The sequence below is a fragment of the Actinomadura geliboluensis genome, from assembly GCF_005889745.1.
GTDB lineage: Bacteria > Actinomycetota > Actinomycetes > Streptosporangiales > Streptosporangiaceae > Spirillospora > Spirillospora geliboluensis.
The window spans coordinates 1-13,698 of sequence record NZ_VCKZ01000263.1 but is presented as its reverse complement, the minus strand read 5'-3'; the positions used below and the strand labels follow the sequence as shown (position 1 = coordinate 13,698).

At 66.6% G+C, this 13,698-nt stretch carries 14 protein-coding genes; 5 read left to right on the top strand and 9 right to left on the bottom strand.

From position 1 onward, the window contains the following. Nucleotides 1-509 precede the first annotated feature (509 nt). Together ETD96_RS29420 and ETD96_RS29415 are read left to right on the top strand one after the other, a co-directional pair. A complete protein-coding gene (locus ETD96_RS29420) occupies nt 510-1,517 on the top strand; it encodes a helix-turn-helix domain-containing protein (protein WP_138639749.1) in 1,008 nt (335 codons plus the stop codon). Nucleotides 1,518-1,620: 103 nt separating this feature from the next. Next, the gene (locus ETD96_RS29415) at nt 1,621-2,010 is read left to right on the top strand and encodes a ParB N-terminal domain-containing protein (RefSeq protein WP_138639748.1); all 390 of its coding nucleotides are present in this window, start codon (nt 1,621-1,623) and stop codon (nt 2,008-2,010) included. A gap of 208 nt (nt 2,011-2,218) precedes the next feature. Here ETD96_RS29415 and ETD96_RS29410 read toward each other — a convergent pair whose 3' ends face one another. The 7 genes from ETD96_RS29410 to ETD96_RS29380 all read right to left on the bottom strand — a co-directional run bounded on the left by ETD96_RS29410 (nt 2,219) and on the right by ETD96_RS29380 (nt 7,438). Next, a complete protein-coding gene (locus tag ETD96_RS29410) occupies nt 2,219-3,172 on the bottom strand; it encodes a pentapeptide repeat-containing protein (protein WP_138639747.1) in 954 nt (317 codons plus the stop codon). A 321-nt stretch (nt 3,173-3,493) separates the two neighbouring features. Next, nucleotides 3,494-3,949: an NUDIX domain-containing protein gene (locus ETD96_RS29405; RefSeq protein ID WP_138639746.1), complete on the bottom strand. Its 456-nt coding sequence runs from the start codon at nt 3,947-3,949 to the stop codon at nt 3,494-3,496. 6 nt (nt 3,950-3,955) lie between these two features. Then, complete coding sequence (gene hemC / locus ETD96_RS29400) at nt 3,956-4,969, bottom strand: hydroxymethylbilane synthase (RefSeq protein WP_138639745.1); 1,014 nt, start codon at nt 4,967-4,969, stop codon at nt 3,956-3,958. Continuing rightward, a complete protein-coding gene (locus tag ETD96_RS29395) occupies nt 4,969-5,979 on the bottom strand; it encodes a hypothetical protein (protein ID WP_138639744.1) in 1,011 nt (336 codons plus the stop codon). The genes hemC and ETD96_RS29395 overlap by 1 nt, the downstream gene beginning before the upstream one ends. Before the next feature lie 60 nt (nt 5,980-6,039). Then, the gene (locus tag ETD96_RS29390) at nt 6,040-6,498 is read right to left on the bottom strand and encodes a hypothetical protein (RefSeq protein ID WP_171069289.1); all 459 of its coding nucleotides are present in this window, start codon (nt 6,496-6,498) and stop codon (nt 6,040-6,042) included. A gap of 17 nt (nt 6,499-6,515) precedes the next feature. After that, a complete protein-coding gene (locus tag ETD96_RS29385; protein WP_138639742.1) occupies nt 6,516-7,154 on the bottom strand; it encodes a hypothetical protein in 639 nt (212 codons plus the stop codon). Then, on the bottom strand, nt 7,151-7,438 hold the full coding sequence (locus tag ETD96_RS29380) for a hypothetical protein (protein ID WP_138639741.1): 288 nt from the start codon (nt 7,436-7,438) through the stop codon (nt 7,151-7,153). The genes ETD96_RS29385 and ETD96_RS29380 overlap by 4 nt, the downstream gene beginning before the upstream one ends. A 413-nt stretch (nt 7,439-7,851) precedes the next feature. Here ETD96_RS29380 and ETD96_RS29375 point away from each other — a divergent pair, with 413 nt between their 5' ends. The 3 genes from ETD96_RS29375 (at nt 7,852) to ETD96_RS29365 (ending at nt 11,482) form a co-directional block, all read left to right on the top strand. Then, the gene (locus tag ETD96_RS29375) at nt 7,852-8,736 is read left to right on the top strand and encodes a helix-turn-helix domain-containing protein (protein WP_138639740.1); all 885 of its coding nucleotides are present in this window, start codon (nt 7,852-7,854) and stop codon (nt 8,734-8,736) included. Continuing rightward, complete coding sequence (locus ETD96_RS29370) at nt 8,733-8,933, top strand: DUF397 domain-containing protein (RefSeq protein WP_138639739.1); 201 nt, start codon at nt 8,733-8,735, stop codon at nt 8,931-8,933. The genes ETD96_RS29375 and ETD96_RS29370 overlap by 4 nt, the downstream gene beginning before the upstream one ends. 557 nt (nt 8,934-9,490) lie before the next feature. Then, nucleotides 9,491-11,482, top strand: a complete 1,992-nt coding sequence (locus ETD96_RS29365; RefSeq protein WP_240808316.1) for a serine/threonine-protein kinase — start codon at nt 9,491-9,493, stop codon at nt 11,480-11,482. A gap of 206 nt (nt 11,483-11,688) precedes the next feature. Here the strand turns inward: ETD96_RS29365 and ETD96_RS29360 are convergent, their stop codons facing one another. Together ETD96_RS29360 and ETD96_RS29355 are read right to left on the bottom strand one after the other, a co-directional pair. Beyond that, the gene (locus ETD96_RS29360; RefSeq protein ID WP_138639737.1) at nt 11,689-11,922 is read right to left on the bottom strand and encodes a hypothetical protein; all 234 of its coding nucleotides are present in this window, start codon (nt 11,920-11,922) and stop codon (nt 11,689-11,691) included. A gap of 537 nt (nt 11,923-12,459) precedes the next feature. Beyond that, entirely contained in the window at nt 12,460-13,476 is a 1,017-nt protein-coding gene (locus tag ETD96_RS29355; protein WP_240808315.1) for a C40 family peptidase, read from the bottom strand. Nucleotides 13,477-13,698: the final 222 nt, after the last annotated feature.

Here is a 13,698-nt window from a genome sequence, read left to right as displayed (position 1 = left end):
CCCCGGCCTTTTACTGCTGTCAGCGCAGGTCAGCCCGCGCCTCGAGTGGGGCAGCGGTGCACCCGGATACCCCCCAAGGGGAACAGGTATGGGGGCGGTTGTTCGCGATAAATAATTCACCGAGTCCTGAGGGCCGGATTCCTTCTCACCTTTTATTCCCACTGTCAAGCCCGCTAGATGCCGGCGCCGTTGTGCGTCCTATTGATGACGTGGCGAGAAGTCTGTGCCGCGCGTGGCGCGAGTCGACGCGACTTGAACACCCAGGGCTGCACGTGCAGGTCAGTGCAATCCCGTTCGAAGCCCTGCGCTGTGGTTCGGTTGAGGTCGCGACCGTTGGCCCGGTCATTAAATTTCTGTTTACTGAGGTAAGCCTCTCCAGCCGTTCCGGTGACGAAATTGGTCGGCGCTCCGTGTTGCATTCATCGTGGCGTCGAGCAATGGTCGTTATGGCGGACGACGCCGGGCGGGAAAGTCCCGCCGAATCGGCCGCCAATCAGGAGGCAGAAACAATGGCGAACACCATCACCACCGCGACCGCTGACACGGCCACCACCGCCCCGGCGGACGGCATGGCGGACGGACGTCCGGACGGGGCGGCCGGTGCCGTGTGGGACGCGCTGAACGCCGCGCCGGACGGTGCGACGGTGACGGCACTGGCCGAGGCGTCCGGGGTCAGCCGCGCGACGGTGACCAAAGCCCTGACGGCGTTCGCGGACGCGGGACGCGCCGTCCGGGCGGCCCGTGAGGGCACCGGTCGGGGCCGCACCCCGGACGTGTGGTCCCCGATCGCCCCCACGGTCACCACCGGGGCCGGTGACGCCACCCCGTCCGCCCCGGCGGACGACGCGGCCACCGGCACCACCACGGCCCCGGACGCCACCACCGGGACGGGTGTCATCTCACCGGACACCCTCGCCACCGCGATGCAGGTCCTGTCCGAAGAGGCCGACCGGCGTGCGGCGGCGGCCGAGTCGCTGCGCAAGGCGCAGGACGAGGAGGCCGAACGGCGCGCGCGGGTCGACGCCGAGCTGCGCAAGGCCGAGCAGCGCGAAACCGCCCGCGTGATCCTGACCGACCTGCTGAGCACGGTCACCACCACCCTCGCCGCGATCGCGGCGGACGACGAGGAGGGGATCACGAGCGGCATGGAGGACATCGCGCGCTACGCCGGTAGCGTCCGCCGGACCAGCCGCGCCACCACCGGCACCCGGACGGGCACCGGGACGCGGACGCCGCGCGCGGCCGGTGACCGCACCGCGCCGACGCCCCTGCGGCCCCTGGTCGCCGGGCACCTGAACGCGTTCCCCGACCTGGAATTCACGCCCGGCGAGATCGCCAAGGTCCTGGACCGGTCATCCGGGGCCGTCGCCAACGCCCTCGACACCCTCGTCGGACGGGGCGAGGCGGTCCTGACCTGTGAACGCCCCCGCCGGTTCCGCGCGGCAACCACGGCGACCACGGCCGCCAACGACGCGGACACCGGTGACGACGACGCGGACGGCACGACCGCTGCGTGACCCGTAGGCGGGGCGGACGGGTGACGGCCCGTCCGCCCCGTCATGACTCGGGGTCTCACGACCCCACCCACGCAATGAGGTGTCATGACGAAGGAGACGCTACATGTCCGGTGACGAGACCGGTACGACCTCGAACGGCACGGAACACGACCCCTACGACCAGGTGTTCGTCCTGCTCGGTTGGGCGTGGGACGTCGCGCGCGCCGCACGGGCGGCCGCCCGCTATCCGGTCACGCGCGCGAAGGTGTCAGAGATCGGCACGCTCGGCGCACTCATTCGCATCGATCACGAGTACGCGGAAACGGTTGATCTGTCCCGCCCGCTGCTGGCCGTTCCGCTTCCCGAGGTGCGGACGCCGATCGTGATCGACGGGTGGCACCGGATCCACAAGGCGCGGCAGACCGGCGTCACTGAGTTGCCGGTCATCTTCCTGAACGGCGACGACGAGCGTGCGTGCCGACTCATGGGCGGCGGCATCAAACGCGCCTGGTAGACCGGCAGGGACATCACACACAGCACCACGCGCGTCAGGGCCCGGGTAGGCGGAACGCCACCCGGGCCCCGTGCGCGCCGCCGGGCGTGCGGCCCCGTGCGCGCCGCCGGGCGTGCGGCCCCGTGCGCGCCGCCGGGCGTGCGGCCCCGTGCGCGCCGCCGGGCGTGCGGCCCCGTGCGCGCCGCCGGGCGTGCGGCCCCGTGGCCGGCTATATGCCTGCGGGGAGCAGAAGTCCCGGTGCCGAAGGCGGTAGCCGGAAAGCAGTCAGGTCCACACCAGTCGCAGCTCGCAAGTCGACCTCGCAGCCCTCAAACCGCGCTTCTTTGAACGCAATTTCACTGCCGCAAAACTGTGCGTCTCCAAAGTATGCCTTTCCGGCAGCGAAGTGGATGTGATCGAATCGCACTTTGGTTCCGGAGAATCGTGCTCCTGGAAACCAAATCTCTGAACCAGAGAAGTGAGTCCAAGCAAAGGATAGCTTTCCCTCAGAGAAATCTGTGCCAACGAACCAGATGACGCCATCCCCGAAGATGGAACCCTGAAAGGAGAGTTCTCCGCCGAGCAGTTCAATGTTGGCGAAGATTACTTCACCGCCGGAAAAATTAGCGTTATGGAACCATACATTGCCGGCGATGATGCGGGCGCCGTTGAATGTCATGCTGCCGCTTGAAACTTCGATACCAAAGAAAGGGACGTCGCAGTCGATGACAGTGCCCGTGAAGTCGAAAGTGTGGCCTATCCAAGAGGGGTGTGCTTCTGCCCGCAAGTGAGAGCCGAGGATTGCCCAGATCGTTCGGCGAACTTCGCCCATTGAGCGCAAGCGGATAGTATGTTCAACTGTGGCCTCATCAGGAGATTCCTGCTCATAGGGCATTCGCAGGTAGGCGCAGAGAACGTCGATGCAGGTTTGACGGCCGGCGGGCCAGTCGTCGGCAAGCCCGGCAAGGGCATGGACACCCGCCAGCCGGACCGCCGGGCTTTCGTCCCCTAGTTGACCGCACGCTGCGGCGAAGCGTTCGTTGAACAGGCGGGTCGTCTCGCGATCCTCTTTGGCGTGCTCCAGGCGAGCCGTTGCCTCAGTTACACGCTGCCGCCGATAGGCCACGACTAGCGCGATCACCCCACCGGCCCCGGCAATTGCCGCGAAGGCGAGTTTGATCACATCCAAGAATTGCGCTAGAGGCATCGTTCGAGAATCCTGGAGGCTTGGGGCTCCCAAAGCCAACAAGATCGACACTACAAGCCCAGTTGCCCCAACCACGGCCATCATCAAAGACCCGGCCATTGCTGCGCCTATTGGCACGAGACGTGGCCCGCCTGCATCCCTAGGAGGCGCTTGGCCCTCGGGTGACGGTGGACGCGAGGAAGTGGAATGCATCGTAACTCCAGGGTACGATCCGAGCGTGTCACTCTCTTGGACTCCGGAGGGGGCGTTCTGGTTTCCCCGCTGGGGAGCCCTCAACTGAGTACGGCCATCTCCCGGTCAGATTTCAAGGGTCCTGCCAGGTTCCGTGTAGAGGGTTTGACCTCGCCGGGAAGCCTGCAGGGTGAGGCGAACCCGTTCGCCGACGGTCGGATGAAGCCATTGATCGAGGGCGTGCTGGTCGCACCATCGGAACCCGATGATCTCATTGCCGCTGATTCTCACGTCGCGCGCCTGGTGCGAGGTGAGCTTGGCCGCGTAGTACATCAGGAGGCGGTCGCCGGCGTGCGGCGCCCATGCGATGACCGAGGGTGTGGAAGGCAGCCGTGGCGTGATGGCCAGCTCCTCCCGCACCTCGCGAGCGACTCCGGCGGACGGCAGTTCGCCCTCGTGGACGTATCCGCCGGGCAGGTGCCACCGCTTCTTGTAGGCGGGGTTGACCAGCAGGACGAGTCCGCGCGGGTCGGTCAACACAGCGTGCGCGGCCGTCTGCGGAGCCGCGATGCTCGTAGCCACCTGGGTTCAGTGCAGGCGGGTGCCGGCGATGATGCTTCGGGCGTTTTTGCGGGTGAGGTTCGCGGCGACGAAGGCGCCCAGTTCGTAGGCGTGGTCGGGGGTGTCCCACTCGTGGGCGTAGGCGAATGTCGCGCCGTCGCGGCTGAACACCATGCCGATGAGGCTGAGCTGGCCGTCGTCGGTGGTGTGGCAGTGTCCCGCGATCGGGCTGTTGCAGTGGCCCTGGAGGGCGTGCAGCATCGTCCGTTCGGCGAGGATGTGGGTGCGGGTCTGTGCGTCGTCGATGACCTGGAGGAGCTCCACTATCCCCTCATCGGCCTTGCGGCATTGGACGCCGACGACTCCGGCCCCGACTGCGGGGCACATCTCGTCCAGGCTGAGAAGCTGCGAGATGCGGTGTTCCATGCCGACCTTGGCCAGGCCGCCGCCCGCCAGGACCAGGGCGTCCACCTCCCGTTCTTCGTCGAGGCGCGTGAGCCGCGGGACGACGTTGCCGCGGAACCGCTGAACGTTGAGGTCGGGGCGCCTGCGTAGGAGCTGTGCCTTGCGCCGGACGGCGGACGTCCCGATGCGCGCTCCTGGCGGGAGGTCGCTGATGGTGGCGTACTTCGAGCCGTCTGGGAAGACCACGGCGTCGCGGACGTCGTCGCGCTGGAGGTAGGCGGCGAAGACGAACTCTTTGGGCAGGGGGACGTCGCCGGGGACGTCCTTCATGCAGTGCACGGCGGCATCGATGTGGCCCATCATCAGGGCCTTGTCGATCTCCTTCATGAACAGGCCCTTGCCGCCCAGCTCCGACAGGTCGCCCTTGCAGCGGTCCGCGGAGGTCTCGATGGGGACGTACTCGATCTCCAGGCCGGGCACGACCGCCGCGAGGCCGTCGATGACGCGACTGGCGTAGGCGCGAGCGAGGTGGCTGGTGCGTCCCCCCAGCCGGAATGCCCTCGCGGGCAGCGCGTCGCGGAAGTAGGCGGCGGCCGGAGCGAGGGACGTACTTGATTCGGTGCGAACGACGGTCATCACGAAGGCTTCCGGGACGTCGGGACGGTGGACGGCGCATTACTGAGCGTAGCCACGAGCGTGAGAGCGGCATGGCTGACCACTCGCGACGCTCCGGCGCGCAGGAGCATGGCGTACTCCTCGGCCAGAAGCGCGGGCGGAAGGACGCATTCTCCGGAGACGGAGAAGGGCAACAGGGGCACGCCGGATCTGGCGTACAGGGCGCAAAGGATGTCGGTTGAGAACAGGGCGGGCTCGATCAGCAGAGAGTCGGCGCCTTCGGACAGCATCAGCAGCCCCCGCTCGACGGCCGTGGCCGTGGAGCCCGAGGCGGGGAGTTGAAAGGGCCGCTGCTTGTTCTGGGGCCGGATGCCCATCGCGGCGCGGTAACCGGAGTAGAGGCGTGAGTTCACGATCAAGTGCGGCATGATGCCGACGCGGCTGTATCCGGCGGAGTCGAGCGCGCTCCGACATGCCGCGATCGAGCCGGGGACCATCGCTGCGGGACCGATCACGTCGGCCCCGGCTTTGGCCTGCGCCACCGCTTGCTGGGCGAGCGCCGCGATGGTCGCCGCCTGGTCGGGCCGTCCATTTCGCGCGGTGAGATGGCAATCCCCGCTGGACAGATAGCCGCAGAGACAGGTCTCCGTCATCACTTGGATACCGAGGCGCGTCGACTTGATAGCGCGGACCGCACGCGTCATCACAGAGGCGCCCGCTGTGGCTGTTGACCCCGAGGCGTCGCGCCGGTCGGTGGCGAAGACCTTCAACGCGGTCACGCCGGCCTTGTGGGCCCGTGCCGTCAAGCGCGGCAGTTGCTCCAGGCGGTAGGTCGGGACTGGGCCGCCTTCCCTGCCGTCTTCACGGACGAGTACGACCATGACGAGACGATCCGCAGACAGTTGGAGGTATGCCCCCTTGAACACGTCCCACCTCACTTTCACAGAGGAGTTGTTGAACGACTGACCGATGCTGGTGAGGGCAGGGCCGTTCGTGTAGCGGCTGGATGGGCCCTGGAACCGCCCGACCATCGGTGATTCCAGGGCCCGCGCCCCGAAGCGCACCCGTCCCTGCGCTGCGGGGCGTGACTTTTACGGCGGTCCTGAGCGTTGTGGGATGAGGTCCGCACCCAAGGTGCGCACGTGGGCAGGCAACGGCTCGTGCCAGCGGGCCTTGGTCTGTTCGGGCTCACGCGGGTTCGGCTCGTGTTCCCTTGTCATGCCCGCCTTCCTCACGAGCGTGATGTGCTCGTCCACGATCTCTTCCAGCTCCAGACGGACTTGCCGCTGGCACTCATCGATCGTCCGGCGGAGCATCCCGTGCATGGTCATCGCCTCGTCCCACGCCTTCGCGACGACGCCGAGGGCCGCTCCGATCGCCTGGTCTGCGGGACGGCGCTTCATGCTCGCCAGCTCCGCCGCCACGCGGTCCTCCACGTAGACGGTCATCAGGCCGACGCGCAGGAATGGGATGCCGTGCTCGAACAACCGGTCGGAGAACAGGGTGGAGATCAGCGCCCCCATGGCCGCTGGACGGGCCGTGTAGCCCATGGGCCCACTCGCCGTCATCAGGGCCCTCCCACCGTGCGCAGCGCCGCCTTCACCTGAACCACGGCCTCGGTCGGATTGTCGGCCTCGCACAGCCAGACGCCGCCGCCCCAGCTGAACCACCAGCGATCACCGTCACTCGCGCGTCGCCGGCACTCGATCGCGACCCGTCGCGAGGCCGCATCCCTGGTGACATGAATCCGCCGCTCGCTGACCGCCTCCGGCGAGAGTTTCTGCCCGCGTAGCAGGTTCGCCAGCACGGCCAGAAACGCCGCACTCTCTGAACCGTCCGGGGCGAGCGTGTCGGCCTGTTGCGTGCCGGTGTCGGTGGAGTCGTTTGGCAGGCGGTCGTCACTCTTGTCTCGGGGGCGAGACGTGAGGTAGCGGCGCAGGGCCCGCAGGCTCGGCGGGCCGTTGGTACTCAGCTTGGCGACGATCTCCAGCTCGGGCTTGAGGTAGCGCCGCGGCGACCGCTCGGAGTCCTGGGCGGCTGAGATGAGGCCCTCTTCTTCCCAGCGCATGAGCACACCGGACCTGAGACCAGTGATGGCGAATGCCTCGCGTACGGCAATCCACGGGCCGTCGGCGATGGTCATGCCGTTGACCTCGGCGACCTTGCCGACGTGCTTGCGGGGGTAATCCGATACGACCAAGGTCATGCCGCTGCTGCCTTTTCTATCTTGGTCCTGATCTGGTGGGCCGCTGGCCTTGTCTCGTTCGCCGGCCGGATGGACTCGCCCGTGCGGGTGTCGTAGAACCACCACGCCCCGTCGCGGCAGTAGTGGCAGCCGACCGTGACCGCTCGCCCCGGCATGCCCAGGGGGATCACGTTGAGGACCAGGTATCCCTGGACCTCGGCAAAGGCGGTGATGATGCCCTCCATGTGGGCGAAAGCCGCGGAGAGGCCGACGAGGAACGCGACTCGCTCGCGTTGAGGGATCACGGTGGTGGGGCTGCTCGCCCGACTCGGCTCCGGCGGCGGTGGAGGGAAGTAGCGCGCTTCGGGAGTCCGCACATGTGCTCCCATGGGTCAGGTCCCGAGGGTGTAGCCGGTGCCGTCCGTGCTCCCGTGTGCGTCGATGATCTTCATGATCGGCCTCTTCAGTGCGTGGGGGCTGTTGTTCCTCTGCGGTGGCGAAGCGCGGAACGGGCGCCCTGACCGGCTCGCCGTGATCACGGATTGTTGCGAACCACCTCCGTGCTGACTCCGAGTAGAGCACCATGAAAACCAGGACTGCAAGGTTTCAGAGTGAATCTCCGCACCGAATTTCCGCAGGTCGGAGGCTCATTGCGAATCGTGCGGGGGGATGCTTTCATTTCGAGTGAAAGACCGCCCCGGGATGGAGGTGACGCGGGATGACGGAGATCGCGACGGGGTCGACCGTCCCCCGGAGGCAGCTCGGCCGCTACCTGCGCGAACTTCGGACAAACGCGCGTCTAACGGTGCAGGCCGCTGCTAAAGCGCTCGAATGGTCCGAGGCGAAGATGTGGCGGATCGAGACAGGGCAAACCTCCCTGCGATCACACGACGTCGAGACCATGTGTCGCGTCTACGGGGCACCCGACGAGCTGAAAGTGGCCCTAATGGGCCTCGCCAAGGAGACCAAAGGAAAGGGGTGGTGGCACGCCTACGGCGACGTTATTCCGGATGGTTTCGACCTGTTCATCGGCCTAGAGGGTGCAGCGGTCAGCCGCGAAGAGTACTCGCCTGAGCTGATCCCGGGCCTGTTCCAAACCCCCGACTACGCGCGTGCGGTCATCAGGAACAACGCCGGCCTTCAGGATGAAGAGATCGACCGCCGGGTGCAGCTGCGAATGCAACGCCAGACGCTGGTGACTCGCCCGACTGCGCCGCCGATGCTCAACGTCGCTCTGAACGAGGCAGTCTTGCGGCGGGCCATCGGCGGGGCCGCAGTCATGGCGGCCCAGTTGGAGCGGCTCGCAGAGCTAAACGAACGCAGCAACGTCTGCATCCGCGTCGTACCCTTCTCAGCCGGCGCGCACCAAGGACTTGAGACCGGGCCGTTCATCCTCATGCGGTTCCCGACTACCGGCGACGGACGCAACCACGAACCTCCCACGGTGTATGTGCAAGGCTTCACCGGAGCCCTGTACCTGGACAAACCCCACGAGATCGACCGCTACGCCGAAGCATTCGCGCTCATCTGGGCCGACGCCTTGTCGCAGGAGGAGAGCTCGGCACTGTTCCGGCAGATAGCAAGGGAGATGAACGGACCATGAGTGCTGGTTTCGCTGCGGCCAAGTGGCGCAAGAGCAGCCACAGCAACTCGCAACAGGAGTGCGTGGAGGTTGCGCCGTTGGCGACTGCCATCGCCATCCGCGACAGTAAGAATCCCGGTGGCGGTCACCTCACGCTGAATCGTGACTCGTTCGCTGGCATCCTCAACCGTGCGAGAGCTGGCGACCTGGACCTGTAACCCGCCCACGACGCTGCATACCCCACTCGTGACGTTGTGTGTTTCTCTGCAGGTGAGGCCACTCCACCTCTGACGACCTTCAGGAGTTAAGGGGACAGATCTGGGCCCCGGGTAGGCGGAACACCACCCCGGGCCTGTGCGCACCGTCCCGGTGGCCGGTCCCCGTGCGCGCCGCCGGGTGTGCGGCCCCGTGCGCGCCGCCGGGCGCCGAGGTCGGCCACGACGGGCATGGTCTTTGTGTGTGGGTAGGTAAGCCCGAATGTCTGAATCGCCCAGTCCGGAAAACCTTACGCCCCGTCTTTCTCATCGTTGGAACTATGGGCAACCGCATGGCGTCTCATAGGAAGACCTCGCCCCTTGCGGAAGGGGCTGCCGACCGTACGATGTCTCTACCTGGAGATCGGACGGAATTCGGCTGCCTCGGCCGCGACCATGATAGGTGTGGCCGGTCCGAGGTCGGCGCGTGGGGCAGGAGGGCACGGACGGCTTGTCGCAAGCGGTGATCTCGGTGATTCGTAAGGGTGCCGTGGATACTTCATCTGGAGGAGGTCGGCTTGGTGAGCTCATCGGGCCCTGACGGGTGGTCGGACGCGGCCCCTTTCTCGAACCGGCTCGACCCGCTCGACCCCACCTCCATCGGCAGTTGGGAACTCCTTGGCCGGCTCGGCCAGGGCGGCATGGGCGTGGTCTATCTGGGGCGGGATCCGGACGGGCAGCGAGGCGCTGTCAAGGTGATCAACCCGCAACTGACCGATGACCCGGGTTATTCTGTGCGTTTCGACTCGGAGGTGGCCTACGCGGGGCGCGTCGCGTCCTTCTGCACTGCGCGGGTGCTCGATCACGGAAATGCCGGCGGGCTCGCTTACCTGGTCACCGAGTATATCGAGGGGCCGTCTCTGTCCGGATACATCAAAGCGCACGGCGTGTTCCCGTCGCATGCGCTCCGCAGTCTCGCGGCGGGAGTGGCTGCCGCCTTGGCCGAGATCCACGCGGTCAGCCTGGTCCACCGGGACCTCAAGCCGGGCAACGTCCTGCTCGCGGTCGACGGACCACGCGTGATCGACTTCGGTATCGCGCGGGCCTTGGATTCGCACATCCCCATCACCCAGCCGGGCAACGTCATCGGCACCGCCGGCTACGTCGCGCCCGAGTTCGCGTTCGAGGGACGGGTCGGTGCCGCCGGTGACATCTTCGCCTGGGGGGCCCTCGTCGCCCACGCTGCGTCCGGGCACAACCCGTTCGGTTCCGGCACGCTGCAGGAACTGGCCGTCCGGGCGAAACAGGCCCAATACGATCTGACAGGTGTGCCGCACGAGTTTGTGCCCATTGTCGAGTCGGCGCTGGATCCCGACCCGGCTCGGCGACCGACTGCCAAGAACCTGCTCGTCCAGCTTGTGGGCGAGTCGACTCCGCGCGAGGCGACCACCGAACTCATCCGGCGGTGTTGGCTTTCCGGGCCATCCCCCGCGGCGACGGCCGCGCGCCCGCCCGAGGACGGCCCCCCCGGCTCTTCAGCGGAGGCACCGTCCGGCGGCGCATCAGGAAGCCGTCGGGAGAAGGCGGGACCGCGTGCACCGAAACATGCGAAAGCAGCCCCGTCGCTCGCCAGTGAGATCGGCTCACGGGTCGTTCGGTACGGTCGCCGGAATGCCCTGATCACTGTATCTGCTCTCGTATTATTTGCCCTGGCGGCAGGCTTCCTGCTGAAGCAGGAGTCATTCTGGCCACCCAATAAAACCGCGCGCTTCGGCATAAAAAATGACCAACCCGGTACAGGCTTCGGTCCCTCTTACTCGAAACTCTCCGGGTTGGACATTGCCATCGCGGGTATGGCCGCTGGCGCGCTCGGCAAGGAAGCCAAGTTCGAGCCTCTGAGTTCCGAACAGCGCCGGACTGCATTCCTCGGGAAAAATGGGGGCAAGGTAGACTTCATCGTCTCCACGTACTCGATCAGCCAAGAACGGATGGACGGTGAGGAAAAAGACTTCATCGGTCCATACGCCGTGACAGGCACCGGGTTCCTGCTGAAATCGAACCATCCCCCTCCGCAGAGCATCTACGACCTCAGGGGAATGAAGGTGTGCACGTGGGGCGGCACCACGTCAAAGGAGATCCTCGAAAAGGTAGCAGAGATCATCGAAGATTCGGGACGGAGCCTAGAACTCCTCAACCCGCCGGAGAGTGCCGGCGAGTGTGTGGATCAGCTCAATAAAGGCAAAGTCGAAGCGGTCTTTTCAGACGAACTGATCATGCAGGGATTCGCCCTTCAGCCCGGCTCGAATCTGGTCGCCATCCCGAGCGCTTCAGTGAAGGATTTTCCAGACAAGAATCAAAGATGGGGGATTGCGCTGCCTCGGGGGCATCGAAAAGAGTGCATGCAAATAAAATCGGCGCTCCGAAAATACATCGAGAACGGCGAGTGGAACCGGGTCTTTAAGGAGAATTTTAAAGGCCTGGATGAGGATCGTTATAGGCCGGATGTGAAATTGATCGAAAAGTACTCTTGTGTTGATCGACTGCCCAAGGAGTCGCCACAGGTGTCACCATGAGCCCCGCCGACCGGTGTCACGTCCAACCGCGAAGCTGCGCGCGGCCAGGCGTGCGGCCCCATCCGCCGGGTCGGTATCCGGGCATGGCCTGGACGGTCGAGGCACCTGGCAAGGTGCAAGTGCTGTCAGGCGGCGCGAGGAGCGAGGGGGTGGGGACCTGGTGGACAGGTCCCCGCCCCCTCTTTTGGGTACTGTTCCCTTCTTGTTCAGTTGGTCATGTCGGTAAGAGGGGTGCGGTAGGGCTCGAGGTCTCCGTGTACGGACGCATCAGCAAGGTTGATCCAGAAGACGCCTGGGTCGTCTGGGCCGATGTGGTCGACGAGCTGGAATGTGCCGCCTTCGCGCCATGCCTGGGTGGTGAAGAGCGCCGCGTGGAAGGCGTACGCCTTGGCGTCGGCGGCGTCGCGGGCGAGGCGTTCCTCGGTAACCGGGAACTCCACGGAGGGCGGGGTGTGGGGGTAGAGGATGAGCACAGCCCAGGAGGCGTCCGGACCAGGCTCGGTACCCGGGCGTCAGGCCGGGGCGGAAGGGCCGGACGCCGACCTGTCCGAGGTCCAGGTCGAGGGTGACCTCGGCGTCCTCGGGGCTGATCAGGCTGGCCTGGGCCAGCGGTTCGACCAGCCGTGCGACCTCCCGGGCGAGGTGGTCGGGCGCGGTCGGTGTCTTCTGGGTGTCGTGAGGGCGGTCGGTGTGCTCCATGGGCGTTGTGCTCCTTCGGCTAGGCGGTGCGGGGACGGGGTGCCCCCGCGTGCCGGTGGTCCGGTTCCGGACGGAACCGGGCGTCATTGACTGCCACCTCGCGTATCAAGGGCAAGGTCGGCGTGAGCTCGCCGCTGTATCCCCGCGGCCGGGGAACCTTCTCCGTGCGGCGGCGCGTTCGCCCTGGGCAACGGCCCTGCTCATGAGGAGGCCGGGTGGGAAGGTGGCGGCCGTCCCGCCCGGACTCGCTAGCCCGTCTACCCGAAGACGTAGATATTTCAGGGCTGATGGTCATCCACGGGGAGCGGCTGGTTTCGGCCGGAAGTGTTTGTCAGGCGTAGAAGGGGGCGGGTGGTGCCTGTCCAGTCGGGTCGGTGGTAGGTCTCTACGCCGATGGCTGGGTGGCAGGTGGAGCAGCGGGCGGCGATCATTTGGCCGTGGCCGATGACCAGGCCGACGTGGCCGGGGTTGTTGGTGGAGGTGCCGGGGCCGGAGTTGAAGAAGACCAGGTCACCAGGCTGAGCTTCGTTGTTGGGCACTCGGACTCCGAAGGGCCATTGGGTGAAGGTGGTGCGTGGGATGGTGAGGCCGGCGGCTGCGTAGGCGGCTTGGACGAGGCTTGAGCAGTCCCAGGCGTCGGGGCCGGTGGCGCCGAAGGCGTAGGGCTTGCCGCGTTGGGCCATGGCGAAGGCGATGATCTTTGCGATGGTCTTGTTGGGTGCGGTGATGGCGGCGGCTTCGGCGCACTCGGCTGGAGGTGTGGTCTCGGTCGGGGCGCTCGGGGTGGTGGGCGTCTTCTTGTAGTGGCGGGCGCGGTTGAGGACGTCGTTGACGTAGGTGTTGCTGTGGTTGTAGGCGAAGAGTGCGGCGCGCATCTTTGGTGGTGCGCCGTTGTGGCGGAGGTAGTTGGCGGCGGCGGGGATGGCGTCGGTCGGGTCGTAGCGGTTCTTCTTGCCGTCGCGGTTGCCGTCGACGCCGTAGCTGGCCCAGGTGCCGGATAGGAACTGCATCGGGCCCCCGGCTCCGGCGTGGTTCTCGCCGGACTGGACGCCTGGCTCTTTGGAGCGTCCGTGGTCGGACTCGATGGATCCGATGGCGGCGAGGATCTCCCAGGGGATGCCGTAGTCGGTGGCGGCTTTGCGGTAGAGGGCGAGGTAGGTGGCGGGGATTCCGGTGACTGGCGGTCCGGTGGCCTGCTGTCGGCATGTGTCGGGTGGGGGCGTTGAGCCGGTGACGGCGCCGATGAGGACGACGGCCAGGACGATGAGGGCGACCAGGAGCGCGATTACCGGCAATCGGTGTCCTCCGTCCTGCCGGGGCCGGTGGCGGGCGTTGGCGGCGCTGCGGTGGTCAGGTCGGTCAATCGGCGGCGGGGGCCGTCCTGTCCTGCGGGTAGCCATACGGGCCCGGCGGAGCCGCCGGTAGTGGCGTCGGTGGGTGTGTGGACAGCTGTCGCGACCGGTACTGGTGGTGTTCCCAGGAGGGCGCGGAGGTGGGCTTCGCGGCGCGTGTTGGGG

Bases quoted from the DNA above. Each gene is read 5' to 3' on its own strand.
- ETD96_RS29375 (WP_138639740.1), top strand. From the start codon at position 7,852: ATGACGGAGATCGCGACGGGGTCGACCGTCCCCCGGAGGCAGCTCGGC.
- ETD96_RS29390 (WP_171069289.1), bottom strand. From the start codon at position 6,498: ATGGGCTACACGGCCCGTCCAGCGGCCATGGGGGCGCTGATCTCCACC.
- hemC (WP_138639745.1), bottom strand. From the start codon at position 4,969: ATGACCGTCGTTCGCACCGAATCAAGTACGTCCCTCGCTCCGGCCGCC.
- ETD96_RS29415 (WP_138639748.1), top strand. From the start codon at position 1,621: ATGTCCGGTGACGAGACCGGTACGACCTCGAACGGCACGGAACACGAC.
- ETD96_RS29385 (WP_138639742.1), bottom strand. From the start codon at position 7,154: ATGACCTTGGTCGTATCGGATTACCCCCGCAAGCACGTCGGCAAGGTC.
- ETD96_RS29370 (WP_138639739.1), top strand. From the start codon at position 8,733: ATGAGTGCTGGTTTCGCTGCGGCCAAGTGGCGCAAGAGCAGCCACAGC.
- ETD96_RS29395 (WP_138639744.1), bottom strand. From the start codon at position 5,979: ATGGTCGGGCGGTTCCAGGGCCCATCCAGCCGCTACACGAACGGCCCT.
- ETD96_RS29420 (WP_138639749.1), top strand. From the start codon at position 510: ATGGCGAACACCATCACCACCGCGACCGCTGACACGGCCACCACCGCC.